The organism is Nocardioides cavernae (assembly GCF_013410035.1).
GTDB lineage: Bacteria > Actinomycetota > Actinomycetes > Propionibacteriales > Nocardioidaceae > Nocardioides > Nocardioides cavernae_A.
In genome coordinates this window covers 1,123,537-1,144,640 of sequence record NZ_JACCBW010000001.1, presented here as the reverse complement: position 1 = coordinate 1,144,640, position 21,104 = coordinate 1,123,537, and the positions used below count along the sequence as shown (strand labels likewise).

Below are 21,104 nucleotides of genomic sequence, written 5' to 3'. Positions count from 1 at the left end.
CCCGGGTCAGTCGAGGAACCACGCGACCAGCTCGGTCGCGAGCGGCGTCGCGAGCCACGCGATCGAGCCGATCGCGAGGAGCACTGCGAGGACGTACGTCGCCACTCCCGTCCCCGGGAGCGTCCGCCGCGCGTCCCACAGGGAGAAGCCCGACCACATCGCGACGCCGGCGGAGACGAACGGCGCGAGCGGCATGCCGACGAGCATGCCGAAGGTGATGACGCCGCCGAGGACCGTGTCGTAGGGCCAGAGCCCGGCGAGGTCGTACAGGTAGAGGCTCGTGCCGGCGGGCCGGTCCTGCAGGCCGTTGGCGTAGTAGGGCAGCAGGAGGCCGACGGCGTACGGCGCCGTGCCGAGTGCGGCGACGAGGAGCGCGAGCCACGGGCGCCGGCGCGCGGGCGCCTGCGTCGCCGGCTGCGTCTCGGTGCCCATCACGGCCATGCCCCCAGTGTGGGACGGCCCGGACGTTCCCGCCATCACCCGATTGCGGGATGGTGGGCGCATGGCGAAGAAGGTCGATGCGGACTACCTGGTCGTCGGCGCGGGCGCGATGGGCCTCGCCTTCACCGACGCGCTCGTGGACCACGCGGACGCCCGCGTCCTGGTGGTCGACCGCCGCGACGGGGTCGGCGGGCACTGGCGCGGGGCGTACTCCTTCGTCCGGCTGCACCAGCCCTCGCCGTTCTACGGCGTCGCGTCGACGCCGATGAGCGACGCGGTGCAGGGCGACGGGCCGGAGGCGGGGCTGTGCAACCGGGCCTCGCGGGCGGAGGTGCTCGCCTACTACGACGACGTCCGCGCGCGCCTCGAAGGCACCGGCCGGGTGCAGGTCATGACGTCCACCGCGTACGCCGACCGCGCCGTCACCGGGCCGGACGGTCGCCGGCTCGAGCTTCCAGCGCACTGCCGGGTCGTCGACGCCCGCTACCTGTCGCCGGCGATCCCCGCCGAGGTCCCGCCGCCGTTCGCGGTCGGCGACGACGTCCGGGTCGTGCCGGTCAACGACGTCGTGGGCCTCGACCCCGACGGGCCGTTCGTCGTCGTCGGCTCCGGCAAGACCGCCACCGACGCGATCGTCCGGCTGCTCACGACCGGCACCGCCCCCGACCGCGTCTGCTGGGTGCGCCCGCGCGAGCCGTGGATGTTCAACCGCGCGGTCGTCCAGCCCGACCCGGCACTCTTCCTCGGCGCGTCCGCCGACCTCTGGGAGAACGCCGTCGCCGCGGACTCCGTCGACGACCTGCTGCTGCGGGTCGAGGAGGCCGGGGTGCTGCTGCGGTTCGACCGCTCGGTCGTCCCGACGATGGCGCGGGTGCCGATCCTGGGCGAGTGGGAGCTCGACCTGCTGCGCACGGTCGAGCACGTCGTGCGCCGCGGCCACCTGCGGGCGGTCGAACGTGGTCGGCTGCGCTTCGCCGACGGCACCGACGTCCGGGTCGCCGACGACGCGGTCGTCGTGCACTGCGCCGCTCACGGGCTCCGGACGCCGCCGATGGTGCCGCAGTGGGGGGCCGACCAGATCACGCTGCAGACCGTCCGCACCGGCTTCCCCTGCTTCGGTGCGGCGCTCACCGGCTACGTCGAGGCCACCCGCACCGACGACGCGGAGAAGAACCGGCTGTGCCCGCCCAACCACTATGGCGACACCCCGGCCGACTGGGTGGAGATGAACGTCATCGGCACCCGCAACGCAGCCGCCTTCTCCGCCGAGCCCGACGTCAAGGCGTGGGCGGACGGCGTGGCGCTCAACCCGGCGCGGATCCCGCCCGGCGCCGGCTCGCCCGCGCTCGACCGGGTCCTGGAGCGGATCGCCGAGCACGCGGGGCCGGGCACGGCGCGCGCGGCCGAGCTCGTACGCCTCGCCCGCGGCTGAGCCGCATCGGCGCGCACCGCGCGGGTACCGGGCCCCCATGAGCGACGGACACGCCGACCAGACCCGCCAGGACCCGACCGAGGTCCACGACCAGCCCGACACCGAGGGCGAGCAGCTGCCCGCGCCCGGGCACGAGGACTCGGTCACCGCGAGCATGGGCGAGAAGCCGGACCACGGCGAGGACACCTACGTCGGGCACGACCGGCTGCTCGACCAGGTGGCCCTGATCACCGGCGGTGACTCCGGCATCGGCCGCGCGGTCGCGCTGGCCTTCGCCCGCGAGGGTGCCGACGTGGTGATCGCCTACCTCGACGGCGAGGACGACGACGCCCGCGAGACCGCGCGCCTGGTCGAGGACGCCGGCCGCCGCGCCGTGCTCGTCCCGACCGACCTCGTCGAGGAGTCGGCCTGCCAGGCGCTGGTGGACACGGCCGTCCGGGAGCTCGGCCGCATCGACGTCCTGGTCAACAACGCCGCCTACCAGATGGCGCAGCCCGGCGGCCTCGCCGACATCACGACCGAGCAGCTCGACAGGGTGATGCGGACCAACGTCTACGCGATGTTCTGGCTGTGCCGGATGGCCCTGCCGCACATGAAGGCGGGCTCGACGATCATCAACACCTCCTCCGTGCAGTCGTCGTCGCCGTCGCCGGAGCTGCTCGACTACGCCACGACCAAGGCCGCGATCGTGAACTTCACCCGCGGCCTCGCCCAGTCGGTCGCCGAGCACGGCATCCGGGTCAACGCGGTCGCGCCCGGCCCGATCTGGACGCCCCTCATCCCCGCGACGATGCCGGAGGACAAGGTGGCGTCGTTCGGCAAGCAGACGCCCCTGGGGCGCGCCGGCCAGCCCGCCGAGGTCGCCACCGCCTTCGTCTTCCTCGCCTCGCCCGAGTCGAGCTACGTCACCGGTGAGGTCATCGCCGTCACGGGCGGCAACCCCGTGACCATGTGAGGCCGCTCCGGGCGTCACGCGCCATGTAACGCCGGGTTCCTGCTTGTACCCACCCCCGCACATCAGGGGTGGTACAAGGATCAACCGGGCGTCACATGGCCGGTGGGCCCGGAGGCGTCGGCGTAGCCCTCGCGGTAGGTCGGCAGCGTCGGCTCCCAGCCGGTCGAGCGGAGCCGGGCGTTCGAGAGCCGCTTGCCGAATCCCTGGGCGGGGTCGGCCGCAGGGGGAGCGGGAGCGCCGAGCAGTGACGCGAGGTGGGCCGCGACGTCGCCCATCTGCGCGGGCTCGTCGTCGGTGCCGAGGTAGAGGTGCTCCGGCTGCCCGGCCATGGTGAGCAGGTGCACGACCGCAGCGGCGGCGTCGGTGCGGTGGATCCGGTTGGTCCAGCGGTGGGGGTCGTCGACGCGGCCCTCGCGGACCTTGTCGAGCAGCCGCGTGCTGCTGCCGCCGTACAGCCCGGAGAGGCGCAGCACGGTGCCGTGGGGGACGCGGGCGTGGAAGGCCTCCTCGGCGGCCACGAGCATCCGCCCCGGTCCGTCGCCCGGTGAGGCCGGCGTCGTCTCGTCCTCCACGTCGGGTCGCTCGCTGCTGGGTTGCACGGCCGTGGACGAGACCAGGACCGCCCGCTCCGGCGCCTCGACGAGGGCGTCGAGGGCGCGTGACATCCCGTCGACGTAGGTCGCGCGGTAGGCATCCTCGGTCCGCGGCCGCGCGGTGAGGGCGACGACCACGAGGCGCGGGCTTACGTCGGCGAGGTCCGGCGCCCCGGCCGAGAGGTCGACCGACCGCCCGATCAACGGGGCCGGCACGAGGTCCGCGTTGCGACGCAGGGCGAGGACGCCGTGGCCGAGGTCGGCGAGTCGCAGGCCGACGGCGGCACCGAGGTCACCGGCGCCGACGAGGAGGACGTCAGGGTTCACGCGGAGAACGTAGCGAGGTCAGGAGAACGGCCCGGTCAGGACGGCCCACTGCAGGAGCATCACGGTCTTCGCGTCGACGATCGTCGACCCGATGCCGGCGACCGCCTCGTCGATGCCGAGCTCGACGGTCTCGATGTGCTCGCCCTCGTCGGCGACGCCGTGGTGGGTCCCGGACAGGTCGGAGCGCGAGTAGGGCGCAGCGAAGAACCACAGCTTCTCGGTCACCGAGCCGGGGCTCATGAAGATCGTGAAGAGGTGCGCGACCTCGCCGACGTCGACCCCGGTCTCCTCGAGGGTCTCGCGACGCATCGCGCTCTCGCCGTCCTCCTGCTCGATCAGCCCGGCCGGCGTCTCGAGCAGCATCCCGTCGGGGTGGTCGTTGACGTAGGCGGGGTAGCGGAACTGCCGGGTCAGCAGGACCGTGCGGCGCTCGGTGTCGTAGAGCAGCATCGTGGCGCCGTCACCACGGTCGTAGGTCTCGCGCCGCTCCGTGCGCCACGAGCCGTCGGCGATGCGGATGTCGTACGTCGTCGCGCGCAGCACGTACCAGTCGGAGCTCAGCAGCTCGACCTCCCGCACGACGACGTCCGGGTTGCGGTCGAGGTCGAGGCCCACCCGGTCGAGCCCGGTGCGCCCGCGGCCGTCCGGTTCGTCGACGCCTCGGGTCATGGCTGCTCCTTCATCGCTGGTGGTTCATCGGCGGTGGTTCATCGGTGGTCGACCCAGGTGCTCATCGTGGCGGGTCGAGCCGCCTCAGCGCGACCTCGAGCCGGATCTCGTCACGCAGCCGGGTCCGTCGGGCTGCGGCGCGGTGGGCGTCGAACGGGCGGTGGTGGCTGGTGGCCGGTGCGGTGCTGGACATGAGGTCCCTTCCTCTCGGGCTGGTGGCTGGTGGGACGACCCTCCCCCGAGGGCCTTGCGGCTGCCTTGCAGTCCGCTGTCCCACCAGCCCCGTCCCCCTCGTCCCCCTCGCCCCCCTCGTCAGAGACGCTTGCTGCGGTTGACCCAGGTCGAGGTGACGACCATGCCCACCCGCTCGTAGAGCCCGCGGGCGCCGGCGCGCGTGTCGGTGGAGAGGTAGGACCGGGTGGCGCCGTGCGCACGCGCGGCGCCGAAGGCGTCGACGAGCATGGCGGGCGCAAGCCCGCGACCGCGGTGGTCGAGACGCACCGCGACCTTGGCGACGTACGCCGACACGGACCCGTCGCCGGACCCGGACAGGTGCACGTGGGTGGCCCCGACCAGCTCGCCGCGGGCGTCGCGGACCAGGCGCAGGTTCCACGGCTCGTAGCCCGGGCGTTCCCACACGCGGGCGCCGAAGTCGTCGAACGACTGGCGGTCGCGGTCGGCCCACTCGAGGAAGGCGTCCTCGAGGAGCGTCCACGCGTCCGCGAAGTCGTCCGGGCCGGCGTCGGCGAGCGCGAACCCGGCCGGAAGCGGTCGTGCGGCGATCTCCGTCTCGGGCGGCAGCTCGAGGTCCCACGCGGTCCACACCAGCTCGTAGCCGAGGTCGCGCATGAGCCGGTCGGCCGCGCTGTCCTGGGGGACCTGGGTGCCGACGCGGTCGGCGCCGGCCGAGCGTGCCCGCGCCTGGAGCCAGGCGGCGAGCGCCGTCCCGATGCCCCGGCCCTGCTCCTCGGGGAGCACGGCGGTGTAGGCGACGGTCGGGGTGCTGAGGTCGGCGTACGCGATGAGCCGGTCGCCCTCCAGCACGCCCACGGTGCTGGAGGCGATGTCATAGCTGGGGCGCGCCCAGTCGGCCTCGACGTCCTCGAGCGTCATGGAGGACTCGCCGAGGTCGTGGACCTCCTCGGCGGCGATGAGGCCGAGCACGACGGGTGCGTCGGCGAGGGTGAGCGGACGGTGGGTGAGGCCCGCAGGCAGGTGGAGCTCCATGTCGACAGTGTCTCGTTCAGGCGTGGGCGAAGGCGCGACGGTCGAGGAGCGCGTACGACCGGCGGCCGAGCGCGTGGAACCACCGCACCGGGGCGGGGGCGCCGCCGAGGAGCCGGTCGACCGCTTCCTGCGGGAGGTCGTCGGTCGCCCACGGGAGCATGAAGAGCATCTGCCGCGGGGTGGGGTTGCCGCGCAGGACCCGTGCCTCCAGGTCGGCCCACTCCTCCGCGGTGACGTGGGCCTGGATGATGCGGATCGCGTCCTGCTCCTCGTGCGACAGGTGCTGGTCGAGGGCGGTGCGCAGCTCGGCGACGGTGTCGGCGAGGTCGGTGCGCTCCCCCTCGGTGACGTCCGCCCGGGGTGCCTGCGCGAGGCGCGCCAGGCCGGCGCCGACGCGCTCGAGCAGCGGGTCGACGAGGCCGTGCTCGGCCTCCATCGCCACGAGCACGGACCGGTCGGCGTCGTCGACGCGCTCGAGCAGGAGCGGCCAGATGCCGACGTCCTCCTTGGTGTGGTGCTCGTGGAGCTCGTGGGCGAAGCGTGCCCACCGGTCCGCCAGGGCGCGCCACGTGCCGTGCTCGTCGAGCGGCGTGCGGCGCACGGCCGTGGCGAAGCGGGCCAGGTCGCGGCGGAACGCGTGGTGCATGACGTACATCCCCGTCATGTCGCACGGGCCGGGAGGCGCGGCGGCCTGGCCGGGCAGGAGCAGGGGCTGGGGGACGAGCGTGTCGGTCATGAGGTGGTCCTCTCGGTGAGGTGGGCGGGACGGGCTGACGGGTGGAGCGGGAGCAGGAGGGCGGTGACGACCCACGCCCCGATGTCGTCGGGCGCCGACGCCGGCGACGTGACGAGGTGCGCGTAGCCGTCCGCGCGGACGACGCGGGCACCGTGCGGCTCGGCGGTGCCGGCGGCGACCGCCTCGGCGACCGTGGCGGTCGGGTCGGACGAGGGCACGGCGACGAGCCCGGAGAGGGCGGCGGCGGCGGTGACGGCGGCCCACGTCGCACCGGGCCCGGCCGTGGCGACGCGGGCGTGCGCGTCGACCTCGACGCGGTCGAGCGCGTGCGTGAGCACCAGCATCGACGGTTCCGCGTGGGGCGCCGGTCCGCAGACGACCAGGCCGTGGGCGCGCGCCACGTCCACCGCCGCGCCGACCGCGGCCTCCGTGGAGGGGACCACGACCACCGCGGGCGCGCAGGTGCACGTCCGGGCGTGGTCGACGAGGAGCGGCCCGTACGCGGGGTCGGCGGGGTAGGCGGTCGAGCCCGCCACGGTGCGGCGCAGGGCGTCGACCGCGAGCGGCGGGACGGGGGGAGCTCGGTGGGTCATGCCGCCACGGTCGCCCCGGTCACTTGCCGCTCACTGGCGGCTGACTTGCAGCCTCACGAACGCAGGTGGGAGGGCGTACGCACCCAGGTCCGGTCCCACGTGGTCGCCTGCCCCGGTCCGGTCAGGCGCTGGGCCCGCTCGAGGTGGTGGTCGGCCAGCGCCCGGTCGCCGAGCGTGAGGGCCAGCAACCCCAGGTAGTGGTCGACGGGCCCCATCGACAGCGCCCCGTTGAGCGACCGGGTGAGCTGGCCCGACCAGGGCAGCATCGCGTCGTAGACCACGCGGGCCTGCTCGACGTCGTCGAGCTCGTGCACGATGTGGGCGCGCACCGCGACGTCGAACAACCACGTCGCGTCGTGCTGCATCGGTGTCGGTGACCACGCCGCACGGGCGCCGTCGCGGTCGCCGGCGTCGAGCAGGGTGACCACCACGAGGTCGCGCGAGTGCCACGGCATCATCTCGGTCATCCGCACGGCGTGCTCGTGCAGCGCGGAAGTGTCCCCGCCGGCGAAGTCGATGGCGAACCTCGACCACAGCCAGATGTAGAAGCCGTTGGGGTCTCCCGAGGCGGTGATGACCTCGCAGATCCGCTCGAAGCCCTCGCGGGCGCCGTCCAGGTCCGACTGGAGCAGCAGGGTCGTCGCCTCGAAGATCGACGAGAGCAGCAGCAGCTCGGGCAGCTGGCCGCTCGTGCCGGCCCGCACGGCCGCCTCGATGTGGGCGCCCGCGGTGCCGAGGTCGGCCTCCGCGATCGCGGCCGAGTGCAGGTGCATGTGGGCGACGGCGGCGTAGCCGTGCAGGTCGGCGGCGCCGGCCACCTCCAGCAGCCGGGACCCGATGCGGCCGAGGAGGTCGGGGTGGTCGGCGGCGAGCACGCCGAAGTACGCGGCGTTGAGCGCCCGGCACTCCAGCTCGGGGTCGCCCAGCTCGGCGGCCAGGGCGGTGGCCTCCGCGGCCGCGTCCACGACGACGTCGATGTTCCACGGGTCGGCCTCGATGACGAGGGCGTTGAGGAGCTCGATCCTCAGCGCCGGGTCGCGGTCGCCGACCTCGGTCAGGAGCCCGCGCAGCTCGGCGATCGTCGACCCGTCCGCGCGGTCGCTCGCGCGTCGGGTCCACATCATCGGCGACTGCCACTGCCAGGCGCGAGCGACGTCGAGGACCGTGCCGTGCGCCGTGGCCTCCTCGACGGCGAGGCGACGCTCGGCGACCGCGGCCGTGCTGTTGCCGTCGCGGGCCAGCGCCCGTACGAGCTCGAGCCGCACGCCGAAGGAGTCGCGGGGATCGGCGCCCGCGAGCTCGAGGGCACGCAGGGCCGTGCGGAGGTGGGGCACGGCGCCGGCGTACCCGTTGCGCTCCGCCGCGGCCAGCAGCAGGGGCACCGCCTCGGCCGCCGTGCGCCGGTCGAGGCTCTCCGCGGCGTGGTGGGCGATCTCCTCGGTCCGGTCGGGCCGCTCCTTGCGGTACGCCGCGAGCGCGGCGCGGTGCAGCCGCGTGCGGCGCAGCGGTGGGAGGCGGCCGTAGAACGTGTCACGGATCAGCGCGTGGGTGAACCGCAGCTCGGCGGGCCGGGGGCTGTCGAGCAGGCCGGCGACGAGCCCGGCGTCGAGGTGGTTGGCGAGCGCGTCCTCGTCCGCGTCTCCCCACTCCTGCTCGAACGCCAGGACGAGGTCGAAGTCGATGTCGCGCCCGAGCACCGACGCGCGGGACAGCGCGTCGACGCTCGCCTGCGGGAGACGTTCGATGCGGCGCAGCAGGAGGTCGCGGATGGCGACCGGGACGGTGTCGACCGAGGCGATCCCCTCGGAGCCGACGAGCTGCGCGAGCTGACGCAGGAAGAGCGGGTTGCCGGCCGACCGCTCGACGAGCCGGCGCCACACCGCGTCGGGGAGGGCCGCGTCGACGTGGTGCGCGAGGACCTCGCGGGCGGCGCGGGGGTCGAGGCCGCCGAGGACGATGCGGTCGTGGGTGCGCTCCGTGGTCAGTGCGAGCGCGGCGGCGAGGTCGCGGCCCACCTCGTGGCTGCGGAAGGTGGCGACGACGAGGACGGGCGCCTCGGTGGCCTCGAGCAGGTGCCACAGCACCTGGAGCGTCTCGTCGTCGGCGCGGTGGACGTCCTCGAGGAGGAGAAGCGTGCGCGCCCCACGCTCCTGCAGCGCGAGCCGCACCGCGTCGGCGAGCGCGAACGCGTCGCTGCGGCCCGGGCGCGGGACGTCGAGGCCGTCGAGGACCTCCAGCCAGGCGTGCCCGGTCGGCGCACCGGCGACCTCCGAGCAGTGGCCGCGGACGGCCGACCAGGACCCGACGGACTGGTCGGCGAAGCGGGACACGACCGCGGATTTGCCGAACCCGGCGTCACCCTCGACCCACACCACGCCGGCCCGGTGCCGGACCTGCTCCGCGGCGGTCGCGAGGCGGGCGAGCTCGTCCTCGCGACCGATGAGGAGAGGCCCCTCGGAGGACGAGCGCGGTGCCGTTGGTGCGGGCGGCCGGTGCGTGGCGGGGCTCGGCTCGGGCCGGACCGGAGCGGCGAGGTGGTCGGCCTGGCGGAGCACGTCGGACTCGAGCTGCCGCAGCTCGGGCCCGGGGTCCACGCCGAGCTCGTCGACGAGCCGCTCCCGCAGCGAGGCGAGCACGGCCAGCGCCTCGGCCTGGCGTCCCGACTGGTAGTAGGCGCGGGCCAGCAGGGCCACCGGCTGCTCACGCAGCGGGTGGGCGCGGACGTGCTCCTCGAGGGCGGGGATCACCTGCCCGCCGCGGCCGAGGCGGAGCAGGGCGGTGGCGCGCAGCTCGACGGCCTCGGCGCGCTGCTCGCGCAGTCGCGTGGCCTCGGTCGCTGCCCATTCCTGGTCGAGGTACTCGGCGAAGGGGTCGTCGGTCCACAGCCCGAGGGCCTCGTCGAGCAGGTCGACGGCCAGCTGGTCGTCGAGCCCTGCGGCGCGGCGCACGAGGTCGGAGAAGCGCCAGGTGTCGACCTGCTCGACCGGGCGGGCCAGGGCGTACCCCGGCGGGTTGCTGACGAGGACGCTGGCGGGGCGTCGCCTCTCGCGTGCCGGCTCCAGCGCCGAGCGCAGGCGGGAGACGTACGCCTGGAGCGCGCCCGTCGCGCTGGGCGGCGGCTCGCCGCTCCAGAGCTCCTCGAGGAAGCGGTCGGTGGAGACCGTGCGGCCGCCGGTCGCGACCAGCATGCCCAGCACCGCACGCTGGCGCGGGCCGCCCAGGTCGACGGGTGTGCCGTCGAGGGTGGCGCGGACGCTCCCGAAGGCGCGGACCTCGAGCATGGGCTGATCCTAGGGAGGAGGGGCGGTTGACGAGGTCCATCGTCGACCGCCCCACTTGCAGGGCACTTGCAGCCGGTCGCCCGGCCGACGGCTCAGGCGTGGACCAGCTCCCGCTCGGCGCTGGTCGTGCGGCCGACGCGTCGCAGCACGAGCACGCCGAGTGCGGCGACCGCGACGCCGCGCGGCAGCTCGACGAGCAGCCCGGTCAGGCCCGGCCGCTCGGGGAAGGGCACGAACAGCGCGAGCGCCCCGGCCACGAGCACGACCCCGACCCAGGTCGGGACATCGTGCGCCCGGACCAGGGAGATGCCGATGAGCAGCATGCCGAGGAGGAAGACGATCCCGCCGCCGGCCTGGAGGGCGACGAACGATCCGGCATCGAAGATCTCGCCGCTGTCGGGGACGAGGTGGCGCGCCGCCGGGTCGGCGGCGAGCATCGGGCCGACGAACGCCTCCACGACGAGGTGGGACATGGCGCTGAGTGCGTTGCCGAGCATGTAGGTGGCGAACCCGACGAAGCCGAGCCTGCCGACGGACTCGCGGAAGAAGAGGTAGCCGCCCGGCAGCCCGAGCATGAGCAGGAGCGCCCCGGCATAGATGAGGTACTGCGCCCACGGCGAGCGGGGCGCCAGGAAGGCCTCGATGGAGTGCGACTGGCCGTCGACGACGGGGTGCAGCACCCCTCCGGCGAGGCTGACGACGAAGGACAGGACGAGCGCGACGGCGCTGAGACGGTAGAGCGTGGTGGTGGTCATGCCGCCACCGTGCGCCGCCCCGCTTGCGAGGCGGTTGCAGGCGACTTCCCGTCGACCGTCGATGCTCCCGGTGCATCACCCCATCCAAAAGCGGGCTTGGACAGGCATCGCTCGTGCTTCCTAGGTTGGTGAGCACCGCCACACCGCCCCGCCTCTCAGCCATGACTGGCACCGCCTCGGACCGAAGGAAGACCCGTGACGACGTACAGCCCCACCGAGCTCGTGAAGACCCTGGGCAGCGGCCTGCTGTCGTTCCCGGTGACCCACTTCGACGCGGACCTGCAGTTCGACGAGCCGGCCTACCGCGAGCACCTCGAGTGGCTCAGCGGCTACCCCGTCGCCGGCCTCTTCGCCGCCGGCGGCACGGGGGAGGGCTTCTCGCTCAACGCCGAGGAGACCGACCGCGTGGTGCGCGCGGCGATCGCGGGCGCTGCCGGCAAGGTACCCGTCCTCGCGCCTGCCACGGGCTCGACCGTCAACGCCGTGGCCCAGGTCCGAGCCGCGGAGGAGGCCGGCGCCGACGGCATCCTGCTCATGCCGCCCTACCTGACCGAGGCCGGCCAGCGCGGTCTCGTGGAGCACATCAGTGCCGTGTGCGAGGCCACCAGCCTCGGCGTCATCTTCTACTCCCGCGCCAACGCCGTCATCGGCGCCGACGCGCTGGAGCAGGCCTGCCAGCGCAACGCCAACCTCGTCGGCTTCAAGGACGGCGTCGGCGGCATCGAGCAGATGACCCGCACCTACGCCCAGCTCGGTGACCGGCTCTTCTACGTCGGCGGCCTGCCGACCGCCGAGGTCTTCGCGCTGCCGCTGCTGCAGCTCGGCGTGACCACCTACAGCTCGGCGATCTTCAACTTCGTCCCGCAGTTCGCGCTCGACTTCTACGCCGCCGTACGCCGCCAGGACCGCGACGCGGTCTACGCGATGCTCACCGACTTCGTCATCCCCTACACCAAGATCCGCGACCGCGAGTCCGGCTACTCGGTGTCGATCGTCAAGGCCGGCCTCGCCGCGGTCGGTCGCCCCGCGGGTCCGGTGCGCCCGCCGCTGTCCGACCTGCTCGACCACGAGCGCGACGAGCTCCAGGCGCTCGTGGACAAGGTGGCAGGCTCGAACGCCTGAGCACCCGCCCCGCCACGCGCCGCACCGCAACGAGAGGAACCCCGTGACCGACCAGGCGACCAGCATCATCGCAGGCACCGACTCCGAGCAGCCCGACGTCGCCGCCGCCACCGCGGCCGCCGCCGAGGCGTTCGCCGCCTACCGCGCCACCAGCCCCGAGCAGCGCAGCGCCTTCCTCGAGGCCGTCGCCGCCGAGATCGAGGCCGACAAGGACGCGATCATCGTCGAGGCCGTCCGCGAGAGCGGGCTCCCCGAGGCGCGCATCACCGGGGAGGTCGGCCGCACGACCGGCCAGCTGCGGATGTTCGCCGGCGTCGTGGCCCGGGGCGACCACCTCGGCGTCCGGATCGACCCGGCGCTGCCGGACCGTACGCCCCTGCCGCGTCCCGACATCCGCCAGCGGATGGTGCCGCTCGGCCCGGTGGCCGTCTTCGGCGCCAGCAACTTCCCGCTCGCGTTCTCGACCGCGGGCGGCGACACCGCCTCGGCGCTCGCCGCCGGCTGCCCCGTCGTCGTGAAGGGCCACCCGGCCCACCCGGTCACCGGCACGCTCGTCGCCCGCGCCATCACCCGCGCGGTCGAGCGGTCCGGCCTGCCCGCCGGCACCTTCTCCTTCGTCCTCGGGGGGATCGAGACCGGCCAGGAGCTCGTCGCCGACCCGCGCATCACCGCCGTCGGCTTCACCGGGTCCCGCAGTGGGGGCCTCGCCCTCGTCCGCGCCGCCGCCGAGCGCGAGGTCCCGATCCCCGTCTACGCCGAGATGTCGTCGATCAACCCCGTCGTGGTGCTCCCCGGTGCGCTCGCCGCCCACGACACCGCGGCCTTCGCCCAGGCGTACGTCGGCAGCCTCACGCTCGGCTCGGGCCAGTTCTGCACCAACCCCGGCCTGCTCTTCCTCCCAGCCGGCGAGGAGGGCGACGCGTTCCTGCGCGCCGCCGGTGAGGCCGTCACCGGGGCGACCGGCCAGACGATGCTCACCCCCGGCATCGCCGAGGCCTACCGCACCGGCACGGCCGCGCTGCGCGACGCCAGCGGGGTCCGGGTCGTCGCGGAGGGCAGCGCCGCGGGCGACCTCGCCCCGGCACCCCAGGTCGTCGAGACCTCGGTGCTCGAGCACCCGGTCACCGACGAGGTCTTCGGCGCCTCCGGCGTCGTGGTCCGCTACGACGACGTCGCCGACCTGCTCCCGCGGCTCGAGGGCCTCGAGGGGCAGCTGACCGCCACCGTCCACGCGACCGACGCCGACACCGACGCCGCCGCCGCGCTGCTGCCGGTCCTCGAGACGAAGGCCGGCCGCGTGCTCTTCAACGGCTGGCCGACCGGCGTCGAGGTCGGGCACGCGATGGTCCACGGCGGCCCGTTCCCGGCGACGTCCGACTCCCGCACGACCAGCGTCGGCAGCCTCGCCATCGAGCGGTTCCAGCGCCCGGTCGCCTACCAGGACGTGCCTGCCGCGCTCCTGCCGGAGGCCGTGAGCGACGCCAACCCGTGGGGCCTGCGCCGCCGCGTCGACGGAGAGCTCGAGCAGTGAGCACCATCGCGAAGGTCGACGTCGTCCCGGTCGCCGGGCACGACTCGATGCTGCTCAACCTGAGCGGCGCGCACGGGCCCTTCTTCACCCGCAACATCGCCATCGTCACCGACTCCGAGGGCCGCGAGGGCCTGGGCGAGGTGCCGGGCGGCGAGGCCATCCGACGGACCGTCGCCGACGCCGCCGAGATCCTCGTCGGCCAGCCGGTCGCGGCGTTCCGCACGCTGCTGCGGCGGGTCGCGACGGCGTACGCCGACCGGGACGCCGGCGGGCGCGGCCTGCAGACCTTCGACCTCCGCACCACCATCCACGCGGTCACCGCGCTCGAGTCGGCGCTGCTGGACCTGTCGGGCCAGGCCCTCGGCGTGCCGGTGGCCGAGCTCCTCGGCGACGGCCAGCAGCGCGACCGCGTGCCGATGCTGGGCTACCTCTTCTACGTCGGGGACCCCGACCGCACGGACCTGCCCTACCTGCGCGAGCCGGGCGGCGTGGACGACTGGGAGCGGGTGCGTCGCGAGGAGGCGATGACCCCCGAGGCGGTCGTACGCCTCGCCGAGGCCGCGCAGGCCCGCTACGGCTTCGCCGACTTCAAGCTCAAGGGCGGCGTGCTGCCCGGCGAGGAGGAGGTCGCCGCGGTCACCGCCCTGCACGAGCGCTTCCCCGACGCGCGGATCACCCTCGACCCCAACGGCGGCTGGCTGCTCGAGGACGCCGTGCGGCTGCTGCGGGGCAAGGACGACGTCCTGGCGTACGCCGAGGACCCGTGCGGCGCCGAGGGCGGCTACTCCGGGCGCGAGGTGATGGCCCAGTTCAAGCGCCGCACCGGCCTGCGCACGGCGACCAACATGGTGGCCACCGACTGGCGCCAGATGGCCGACGCCGTGCGGACCAACGCCGTCGACATCCCGCTCGCCGACCCGCACTTCTGGACGATGGCGGGCTCGGTCCGGGTCGCCCAGCTGTGCCACGACTTCGGGCTGACGTGGGGCTCGCACTCCAACAACCACTTCGACGTCTCCCTCGCCATGTTCACCCAGGTCGGTGCCGCCGCCCCGGGCGAGATCACCGCGCTGGACACCCACTGGATCTGGCAGGACGGCCAGGGCCTGACCACCGCACCGCTCGAGATCGTCGACGGCGCGATCGAGGTGCCGACGACACCCGGCCTCGGCGTGTCCCTCGACCGCGCCCGGCTCGACGAGGCGCACGAGCTCTACCTCGAGCACGGCCTGGGTGCGCGCGACGACGCCGTCGCCATGCAGTACCTCGTCGAGGACTGGGCGTTCGACCCCAAGCGCCCCTGCCTCGTGCGGTGAGCCTCGACCCCGACCTCGCGGCGTTCATCGCCGTGGTGGAGGCCCAGCGCGGCCGGCCCGTCCCCGAGATGACGATCGCCGAGGCGCGCGCCGGCATGCGGGCGCTCCGCGTCGACAGCGTGCGGCCCGAGGACGTCGTCCGCGTCGGCGAGGTGACCGACGAGCACGTCGACGACCTGCCGGCCCGGGTCTACCGGCCCCACGATGCCGACGGCCCTGTGCCGACTGTCGTCTACTTCCACGGCGGGGGGTGGTTCCGCGGCGACCTGGACACCCACGACCAGGTCGTGCGCCGCCTGGTGCGCGACACCGGCGCCGTCCTCGTCAGCATCGACTACCGCCTCGCGCCGGAGCACCCCTGGCCGGCCGCGACCCGGGACGCGGTCGCGGCGGTCCGCTGGGTCGCCGGCCGACTCGACACCTACGGCGGCGCGGACGTGCTCGCCGTCGCCGGCGACTCGGCGGGAGGCAACCTGGCCGCCGTCGCGACGCAGGAGCTCCGGGGCGACGTGCCGGTGGCGGCGCAGCTGCTCGTCTACCCGGCGACGGACCTGCTCGGCCACCACCCGTCGAAGGACGAGTTCGCCAGCGGCTTCCTGCTGTCGCGGGCGATGACCGACCACATCAACACGCTCTACTTCTCGGGCTCCGACCCGGATCCCGACGACCCGTGGCACTCCCCGCTCCACGGGGACCTCGCCGGACTGCCGCCCGCGGTCGTCGCGACCGCCGAGTGCGACCTCCTGCGCGACGAGGGGGAGGCGTACGCCGCCGGTCTCGCCGCTGCGGGCGTGCGCGTCGACGCGGTCCGGTACGACGGGATGATCCACGGGTTCCTGGACCAGGGCCACGTCTCACCGGCCGCCGCGGCCGCGACCTCGGACGTCAACCGTCGCTTCGCCGAACTGCTCCAAACGGTGCGCTGAACGCGACTCGCGCATGACGGCGGTGCGGGCGGGCACTGGCACTCCATGACGCACCACGACGAGGACGCGAGGTCCGACAGCTCCGAGCGCGAGCGCACCGCGCCTGCTCCTGACGCCGGGCACAAGCCCGACTCGCCCGACGACCTCGCGAAGCCGACCTGGAAGTACTCGCTCCGCAAGACGGTGCGGGAGTTCTCCGACGACCAGTGCACCGACCTCGCGGCCGCCCTGACCTACTACGGCGTCCTCGCGATGTTCCCCGCCGCGATCGCGCTGCTGTCGCTGGTCGGGCTCGTCAGCGAGCCGCAGCAGACCGTGACCACGCTGCTCGACATCCTGCGACAGGTCGGCGCGACCTCGGCGGCGGACACCCTCGAGCCGACCCTGACGGACCTCGCGTCCAGCCAGGGTGCCGGGCTGGCGCTGGTCATCGGTCTCGCGACGGCCCTGTGGTCGGCGTCCGGCTACGTCAACGCCTTCGGCCGCGGCATGAACCGCATCTACGAGATCGACGAGGGCCGGCCGTTCTGGAAGCTGCGCCCGGTCATGCTGCTCATCACCCTCGTCCTGGTGCTGCTGGCCGCCGTCGTCGCGGTCGGGCTCGTGCTGACCGGGCCCGCCGCCGAGGCGGTCGGTCGCGCGATCGGCCTCGAGTCCGCCGCGGTCACCGTGTGGAGCATCGCGAAGTGGCCGGTCCTGCTGGCCGTCGTGGTGCTGATGGTCGCCCTGCTCTACTACTTCACCCCCAACGTGAAGCAGCCGAAGTTCCGCTGGATCAGCATCGGCGCGCTCGTCGCCATCGTGGTGTGGGTCGTCGCGTCCGCGGCCTTCGGGTTCTACGTCGCGAACTTCTCCAGCTACGACAAGACCTACGGGTCGCTGGCCGGCGTCATCGCGTTCCTGCTGTGGCTGTGGATCACCAACCTCGCCCTCCTCTTCGGCGCCGAGCTCGACGCCGAGGTGGAGCGCGGCCGCCAGCTGCAGGCCGGGATCGCGGCCGAGGAGGAGCTCCAGCTGCCGCCGCGCGACACCCGGAAGTCCGACAAGGCTGCCGAGAAGGAGCAGGAGGACGTCGAGCGCGGTCGTCGGCTGCGTCGCTCGCGCGGGCGCTCCTGACGTTCAGCCGAGGCGGGCCAGGAAGTCGTCGACCTCGGCGGCCGTCGGCGCCGACTCCGGTCCCCGGCGGGTGACCTTGATGGCGGCCGCGGCGTTGGCCCGCCGGCAGCCCTCCACCCAGGGCGTACCGGCGGCGACCTCCGCCAGCAGCGCGCCGGTGTGGGTGTCACCCGCACCGTTGGTGTCGACCGGTGTCTGCGGGAAACCGGGGACGTACGTCGTCGCGCCGTCGACATGCACGGCGCACCCCTGCGGTCCGTCGCGGACGATCGCGACGGCGTCGCCGCGCAGCAGCGGGGCGATCGCGATGGTCAGCGCGGCGAGGTCGGACGGCGGCTCCTGACCGACGGCGCGCAGCAGGCCCTCGGCCTCCTCCGCGTTGCTCGACCAGACGTCGGTGACCTCGAGCATCGCGGCGCGTACGCCCTCGGGCAGGTCAGCGAACGCCGCACCGGGGTCCAGCACGACCACCACGTCCGGGTCAAGCGCCGGGAGCCACGCGAGCAGCGGGTCGCGGGTGCTGTCGAGGGCGAGCGAGAAGCCGGTGACGCAGACCAGGTCGCCCGCCCGCGGTTCGGAGGTCGCCAGGGAGTCGACGGAGATCCGGCGCTCGGCGCCGAGGGTCGTCACGAAGGTCCGCTCGGCGCTGGGCTCGACCATCACCACGCAGATGCCGGTGTCGAGGCCCTCGACGGGTGGGGCGGAGGCCGCGATGCCCTCGGTCTCCAGCGCGCGGCGGACGATGTCGCCGTGGGGGCCGGTCCCGATCGCCCCGGCCTGCACGCACTCCGCGCCGAAGCGGGCGGCCGCGACGAGGACGGTGACCGCGCCGCCGGCGTAGTCGGTCGCGGACGCGGCCATCACGTTCTGGCCGCGGACCGGGAGGTCGGGCACCTCGACGACGACGTCGACCAGTGCCTGGCCGGTGTGGATGACGCGGCTCACCCGAGGACCTCCGCGGTGGTCGCGAGCGTGATCTGGGGCGGGTAGAGCGACATCACCCGCATCGCCGCGTCGTGGTTCTCGACCGTCGAGCCGGCGCACGCGTCGGTGACGACCGTGATGGTCGCGCCGGCGTCGGCCGCGGCGAGGGCGGTCGACACCACGCAGCAGTCGGTCGAGACGCCCGCCAGCACGAGGTGTGGCGTGGGACCCGTGACGGCCTCCAGGGCGTCCCCCCACTTGCCGAAGGTCGGCAGGGACACCACCGCGCTCGCGAGCCCCTCCGCCTCCGGCACCAGCTCGAGGAGCCGGTCACCCTCCGGCACGTCGGCGAAGGGCCAGGCCCGCATGTACGCCGCCCAGCTGCCCCGCGGGTCGGCTGCGGGCACCCAGCGGGTGACCACGGTGCGCTCGCCCGCCGCGGCGGCGAGGCGGCGTACGGGATCGACGATCCCGGGGAACATCGGCGAGCCCCACTCGCTGTCCGGCGAGGCGAAGATCCGCTGCGGGTCGATCACGACCAGCCAGGCGTCGGTGCGCATGCCGCCAGCCTGTCAGAGACCCCGGGCCGGGTGCGTAGGGTCCGTCCATGAGCGAACGGGTGGAGCACTACACGCAGGTCACCGAGGACGTCGACACCGAGTCACTCACCGTCCTGGTCGTGTCCGGCGCCACGGTGGCCGACGTGAGGAGCGTGGTCGCCGCCGACGCCGGCCTGGCCGACGGGGAGGTGGTGCAGGACGACGAGCGCTCGGCCTACGTGTTCGTCGAGGTGGACGGCGGGGTGCTGGCGATGGAGCACAGCGGCTTCGCCGGGCCGACCGTCGAGGCGCTGACGCGGCTGTCGGAGGGCGGACGCAGCGCGGCGGTCGTCGGCTCCGACATCCAGGCCTGGGACAGGTTCGGGTGCGCCCGCGACGGCGTGCTCCTCTTCGACGATCCCGAGTACACCTTCCTCGACGCCGACGACCTGTCCCGGGTGCCCGACGAGCTGCGCCCGCTCCTCGACCTGGCCCGGGTGGACCTCGACAGCGACGAGGACGACGACGACAGCGCCGCCCTCGCGTTCGCGGTGGGGCTGGCGATGGCCGAGCTCGTCACCGGGATCCACCTCGGTGCCGACGACCTGCTCCGCGACTGGGACGACCGCACGGTCGAGGAGCTGCCGGTCCGCACGCTGGCGTACGCCACCGAGCTCAGCGCGCGTCGCGAGACCGACGGGTCGTGACGACGTCGGCGACCACCGGTCCCCCGACCGGTGGCCGCCGACTCGCCCGAGGAAGCAGGGGGACCTACTTCACCTCGGCGCGGAGGATCGCGCGCAGGCCGACGGCCAGCGGGATCCAGAGCCACACGAGCGTCGTGACCGCGAGCTGCTGCCAGTACTCGGCGGTCATCGAGTTGTCGAACAGGCGGGTGATCGCGAACTGCACGTCGACCCACGGCTGGAGGTCACGGAACCACTCCTGGAACGCGGCCAGGGTGCCCAGCGCGACGGGCAGCACGAACGAGTAGACGAAGTAGCCGACGATCGCACCGGGGGTGGACCGGAACAGCACGCCCAGCATGAAGCCCATCAGCATCCCGAGGATGTTGGCGAGCACGATGAGGCCGAGCTGGGCGAGCGTGATGTCCCAGGTCGCGTCGAGCCCGGTGACGGCCGAGCCGAGCAGGTTCCCGAGCGCGCCGACGGCCAGGGCCAGGAGCATCGACACGACGCCGACGAGCAGGGTGGCGACGAGCTTGGACGCGATGACCCGGCCGCGCCAGGGCACGAGGGTGTACGTCGTGAGGCCGGTCCGCTGGCTGTACTCGCCGGTGATCGACATGATGGCGATGATCGGCAGCACCACGGACAGCGGCATGCCGATCGCGGTCGAGAACGTGTTCTGCGTGATCGCCTCGTCGGGCGCCCAGATGATCACGGCCGCGGTGGCGAGGACCGACACGATGCCGACGCTCGCCATCATCCAGAAGCCGGCGCGGGTGTCGAACATCTTGCGCAGCTCGACCCCGACGAGCCGGGTGGTGGGGATGGGGCGTACGACGCGTGCGGGGCGGGTCGACGCGTCGACCGGGGTCGAGGGTGCCGGGGTCGTGGTGAGGGTCGTCGTGCTCATGCTGCTGCTCCTTCGCGGGCGGTCTCGGCGGTGAGCTCGAGGAACATCTCCTCCAGGCCGGCGCCGTCGGCGGCGCGCAGCTCGCGCAGGGCCACGCCCGCGCGGTGGGCGGTCTCGCCCACGAGCTCGGGATCGGCGTCGACGCGCAGGCCGCCGTCGATCGGGGTGGTGGTGACCGACGCCTCGGCCAGGGCCCGGGCGAGGCGCTCGGGGTCGGCGGTGCGCACGAGCGTGCCGGCCGCGGCGAGCAGCTCGCTCTTGCTGCCCTGGGCGACGATCCGGCCCTGGCCGATCACGACGATGTCGTCGGCGATGACCTCGATCTCGTGGAGCAGGTGCGACGACAGCAGCACGGTGCCGCCGGCGTCGGCGAACCCCCGGAGCAGGTCCCTCATCCAGCGGATGCCGGCCGGGTCGAGGCCGTTGGCGGGCTCGTCGAGGATCAGCACCTGCGGGTCGCCGATGAGGGCGGTCGCGAGGCCCAGGCGCTGGCGCATGCCGAGGGAGTAGTTGCGAACGCGGCGCTCGGCCTCCGACTCGGTGAGGCCGACGCGGGCCAGGGTCTCCGACACCCGGGACCGCGGCAGGCCCATGGTCTGGGCGGCGATCGCGAGGATCTCGCGACCGCTGCGCCCGGCGTGCTGCGCCGAGGCGTCCAGCAGGACGCCGACCTCCAGGCCGGGGTTGACGAGCTCGCGGTAGTCGCTGCCGCTGATGGTCACGTGACCGGTGCTCGGCCGGGTCAGCCCGACCATGATCCGCATGGTGGTGGACTTGCCGGCACCGTTGGGGCCGAGGAAGCCGGTCACGCGGCCGGTGGCGGCCGTGAAGGAGACGTTGTCGACGGCCGTGAAGTGGCCGTAGTGCTTGGTGAGGTGCTCGACGCTGATCATGGGTCCAGCCTCGTGCCGCCGAGCCGGCCCGCGCATCGGGGAGAGGGGCCCTCCGGTCCCTGAGGGCGACCCTGAGAACCCCCGGAGGGGCACCCCGGGAGCCGCCGCGTCGTGCGTTGGGTCGTCCTT

General features: G+C 74.0%; 21 protein-coding genes. 8 read left to right on the top strand and 13 right to left on the bottom strand.

Annotated features, from left to right (window positions below):
- Positions 1 to 6: 6 nt before the first annotated feature.
- A complete protein-coding gene (locus F4692_RS05625; protein WP_179618606.1) occupies positions 7 to 441 on the bottom strand; it encodes a hypothetical protein in 435 nt (144 codons plus the stop codon).
- 61 nt (positions 442 to 502) lie between these two features.
- Between F4692_RS05625 and F4692_RS05620 the strand changes: the two genes are divergently transcribed.
- Positions 503 to 1,873, top strand: a complete 1,371-nt coding sequence (locus F4692_RS05620) for an NAD(P)-binding protein (RefSeq protein WP_179618605.1) — start codon at positions 503 to 505, stop codon at positions 1,871 to 1,873.
- Between the two features lie 37 nt (positions 1,874 to 1,910).
- Positions 1,911 to 2,828: an SDR family oxidoreductase gene (locus tag F4692_RS05615; RefSeq protein ID WP_179618604.1), complete on the top strand. Its 918-nt coding sequence runs from the start codon at positions 1,911 to 1,913 to the stop codon at positions 2,826 to 2,828.
- Between the two features lie 80 nt (positions 2,829 to 2,908).
- On the opposite strand, the gene F4692_RS05610 is transcribed toward F4692_RS05615, so the two are convergent.
- The 8 genes from F4692_RS05610 to F4692_RS05580 form a co-directional block, all read right to left on the bottom strand.
- Entirely contained in the window at positions 2,909 to 3,748 is an 840-nt protein-coding gene (locus F4692_RS05610) for a Rossmann-fold NAD(P)-binding domain-containing protein (RefSeq protein WP_179618603.1), read from the bottom strand.
- 18 nt (positions 3,749 to 3,766) lie between these two features.
- On the bottom strand, positions 3,767 to 4,417 hold the full coding sequence (locus tag F4692_RS05605) for an NUDIX domain-containing protein (protein ID WP_179618602.1): 651 nt from the start codon (positions 4,415 to 4,417) through the stop codon (positions 3,767 to 3,769).
- Between the two features lie 61 nt (positions 4,418 to 4,478).
- On the bottom strand, positions 4,479 to 4,610 hold the full coding sequence (locus F4692_RS21010) for a hypothetical protein (protein WP_257029507.1): 132 nt from the start codon (positions 4,608 to 4,610) through the stop codon (positions 4,479 to 4,481).
- A 119-nt stretch (positions 4,611 to 4,729) separates the two neighbouring features.
- A complete protein-coding gene (locus F4692_RS05600; protein WP_179618601.1) occupies positions 4,730 to 5,644 on the bottom strand; it encodes a GNAT family N-acetyltransferase in 915 nt (304 codons plus the stop codon).
- A 16-nt stretch (positions 5,645 to 5,660) separates the two neighbouring features.
- A complete protein-coding gene (locus tag F4692_RS05595) occupies positions 5,661 to 6,380 on the bottom strand; it encodes a hemerythrin domain-containing protein (protein WP_179618600.1) in 720 nt (239 codons plus the stop codon).
- The gene (locus F4692_RS05590; RefSeq protein WP_179618599.1) at positions 6,377 to 6,973 is read right to left on the bottom strand and encodes an FAD-binding protein; all 597 of its coding nucleotides are present in this window, start codon (positions 6,971 to 6,973) and stop codon (positions 6,377 to 6,379) included. Before F4692_RS05590 ends, F4692_RS05595 begins: the two co-directional genes overlap by 4 nt.
- Before the next feature lie 53 nt (positions 6,974 to 7,026).
- A complete protein-coding gene (locus F4692_RS05585) occupies positions 7,027 to 10,254 on the bottom strand; it encodes an ATP-binding protein (RefSeq protein ID WP_179618598.1) in 3,228 nt (1,075 codons plus the stop codon).
- Between the two features lie 92 nt (positions 10,255 to 10,346).
- Positions 10,347 to 11,009: a hypothetical protein gene (locus F4692_RS05580; RefSeq protein WP_179618597.1), complete on the bottom strand. Its 663-nt coding sequence runs from the start codon at positions 11,007 to 11,009 to the stop codon at positions 10,347 to 10,349.
- 195 nt (positions 11,010 to 11,204) lie between these two features.
- On the opposite strand from F4692_RS05580, the gene kdgD reads away from it, so the two are divergent.
- The 5 genes from kdgD to F4692_RS05555 are packed head-to-tail and all read left to right on the top strand — an operon-like array spanning position 11,205 to position 17,020.
- Positions 11,205 to 12,131, top strand: coding sequence for a 5-dehydro-4-deoxyglucarate dehydratase (kdgD, locus tag F4692_RS05575; protein ID WP_179618596.1), 927 nt, complete (start codon positions 11,205 to 11,207; stop codon positions 12,129 to 12,131).
- Between the two features lie 43 nt (positions 12,132 to 12,174).
- A complete protein-coding gene (locus F4692_RS05570) occupies positions 12,175 to 13,662 on the top strand; it encodes an aldehyde dehydrogenase (NADP(+)) (RefSeq protein ID WP_179618595.1) in 1,488 nt (495 codons plus the stop codon).
- Positions 13,659 to 14,978 (top strand): enolase C-terminal domain-like protein, encoded by a 1,320-nt coding sequence (locus tag F4692_RS05565; RefSeq protein WP_308645168.1) that lies wholly within the window; start codon positions 13,659 to 13,661, stop codon positions 14,976 to 14,978. Before F4692_RS05570 ends, F4692_RS05565 begins: the two co-directional genes overlap by 4 nt.
- A complete protein-coding gene (locus F4692_RS05560; RefSeq protein ID WP_308645167.1) occupies positions 14,975 to 15,904 on the top strand; it encodes an alpha/beta hydrolase in 930 nt (309 codons plus the stop codon). Before F4692_RS05565 ends, F4692_RS05560 begins: the two co-directional genes overlap by 4 nt.
- 45 nt (positions 15,905 to 15,949) lie before the next feature.
- A complete protein-coding gene (locus F4692_RS05555; protein WP_179618594.1) occupies positions 15,950 to 17,020 on the top strand; it encodes a YihY/virulence factor BrkB family protein in 1,071 nt (356 codons plus the stop codon).
- A 3-nt stretch (positions 17,021 to 17,023) separates the two neighbouring features.
- Here F4692_RS05555 and F4692_RS05550 read toward each other — a convergent pair whose 3' ends face one another.
- Together F4692_RS05550 and F4692_RS05545 are read right to left on the bottom strand one after the other, a co-directional pair.
- Positions 17,024 to 17,965, bottom strand: a complete 942-nt coding sequence (locus tag F4692_RS05550) for a PfkB family carbohydrate kinase (protein ID WP_179618593.1) — start codon at positions 17,963 to 17,965, stop codon at positions 17,024 to 17,026.
- Complete coding sequence (locus F4692_RS05545) at positions 17,962 to 18,504, bottom strand: cysteine hydrolase family protein (protein ID WP_179618592.1); 543 nt, start codon at positions 18,502 to 18,504, stop codon at positions 17,962 to 17,964. Before F4692_RS05545 ends, F4692_RS05550 begins: the two co-directional genes overlap by 4 nt.
- Positions 18,505 to 18,551: 47 nt before the next feature.
- Between F4692_RS05545 and F4692_RS05540 the strand changes: the two genes are divergently transcribed.
- Complete coding sequence (locus tag F4692_RS05540; RefSeq protein WP_179618591.1) at positions 18,552 to 19,190, top strand: DUF6461 domain-containing protein; 639 nt, start codon at positions 18,552 to 18,554, stop codon at positions 19,188 to 19,190.
- Positions 19,191 to 19,254: 64 nt separating this feature from the next.
- Here F4692_RS05540 and F4692_RS05535 read toward each other — a convergent pair whose 3' ends face one another.
- Positions 19,255 to 20,082: an ABC transporter permease gene (locus F4692_RS05535; protein WP_179618590.1), complete on the bottom strand. Its 828-nt coding sequence runs from the start codon at positions 20,080 to 20,082 to the stop codon at positions 19,255 to 19,257.
- Complete coding sequence (locus tag F4692_RS05530; protein WP_179618589.1) at positions 20,079 to 20,975, bottom strand: ATP-binding cassette domain-containing protein; 897 nt, start codon at positions 20,973 to 20,975, stop codon at positions 20,079 to 20,081. Before F4692_RS05530 ends, F4692_RS05535 begins: the two co-directional genes overlap by 4 nt.
- Between the last annotated feature and the right edge of the window lie 129 nt (positions 20,976 to 21,104).

Excerpts from the sequence above, each read along its gene's own strand:
- F4692_RS05625 (WP_179618606.1), bottom strand. The coding sequence starts at position 441 with ATGGCCGTGATGGGCACCGAGACGCAGCCGGCGACGCAGGCGCCCGCG.
- F4692_RS05620 (WP_179618605.1), top strand. The coding sequence starts at position 503 with ATGGCGAAGAAGGTCGATGCGGACTACCTGGTCGTCGGCGCGGGCGCG.
- F4692_RS05615 (WP_179618604.1), top strand. The coding sequence starts at position 1,911 with ATGAGCGACGGACACGCCGACCAGACCCGCCAGGACCCGACCGAGGTC.
- F4692_RS05605 (WP_179618602.1), bottom strand. The coding sequence starts at position 4,417 with ATGACCCGAGGCGTCGACGAACCGGACGGCCGCGGGCGCACCGGGCTC.
- F4692_RS21010 (WP_257029507.1), bottom strand. The coding sequence starts at position 4,610 with ATGTCCAGCACCGCACCGGCCACCAGCCACCACCGCCCGTTCGACGCC.
- F4692_RS05600 (WP_179618601.1), bottom strand. The coding sequence starts at position 5,644 with ATGGAGCTCCACCTGCCTGCGGGCCTCACCCACCGTCCGCTCACCCTC.
- F4692_RS05595 (WP_179618600.1), bottom strand. The coding sequence starts at position 6,380 with ATGACCGACACGCTCGTCCCCCAGCCCCTGCTCCTGCCCGGCCAGGCC.
- F4692_RS05590 (WP_179618599.1), bottom strand. The coding sequence starts at position 6,973 with ATGACCCACCGAGCTCCCCCCGTCCCGCCGCTCGCGGTCGACGCCCTG.
- F4692_RS05585 (WP_179618598.1), bottom strand. The coding sequence starts at position 10,254 with ATGCTCGAGGTCCGCGCCTTCGGGAGCGTCCGCGCCACCCTCGACGGC.
- F4692_RS05580 (WP_179618597.1), bottom strand. The coding sequence starts at position 11,009 with ATGACCACCACCACGCTCTACCGTCTCAGCGCCGTCGCGCTCGTCCTG.
- F4692_RS05555 (WP_179618594.1), top strand. The coding sequence starts at position 15,950 with ATGACGCACCACGACGAGGACGCGAGGTCCGACAGCTCCGAGCGCGAG.
- F4692_RS05545 (WP_179618592.1), bottom strand. The coding sequence starts at position 18,504 with ATGCGCACCGACGCCTGGCTGGTCGTGATCGACCCGCAGCGGATCTTC.
- F4692_RS05540 (WP_179618591.1), top strand. The coding sequence starts at position 18,552 with ATGAGCGAACGGGTGGAGCACTACACGCAGGTCACCGAGGACGTCGAC.
- F4692_RS05535 (WP_179618590.1), bottom strand. The coding sequence starts at position 20,082 with ATGAGCACGACGACCCTCACCACGACCCCGGCACCCTCGACCCCGGTC.
- F4692_RS05530 (WP_179618589.1), bottom strand. The coding sequence starts at position 20,975 with ATGATCAGCGTCGAGCACCTCACCAAGCACTACGGCCACTTCACGGCC.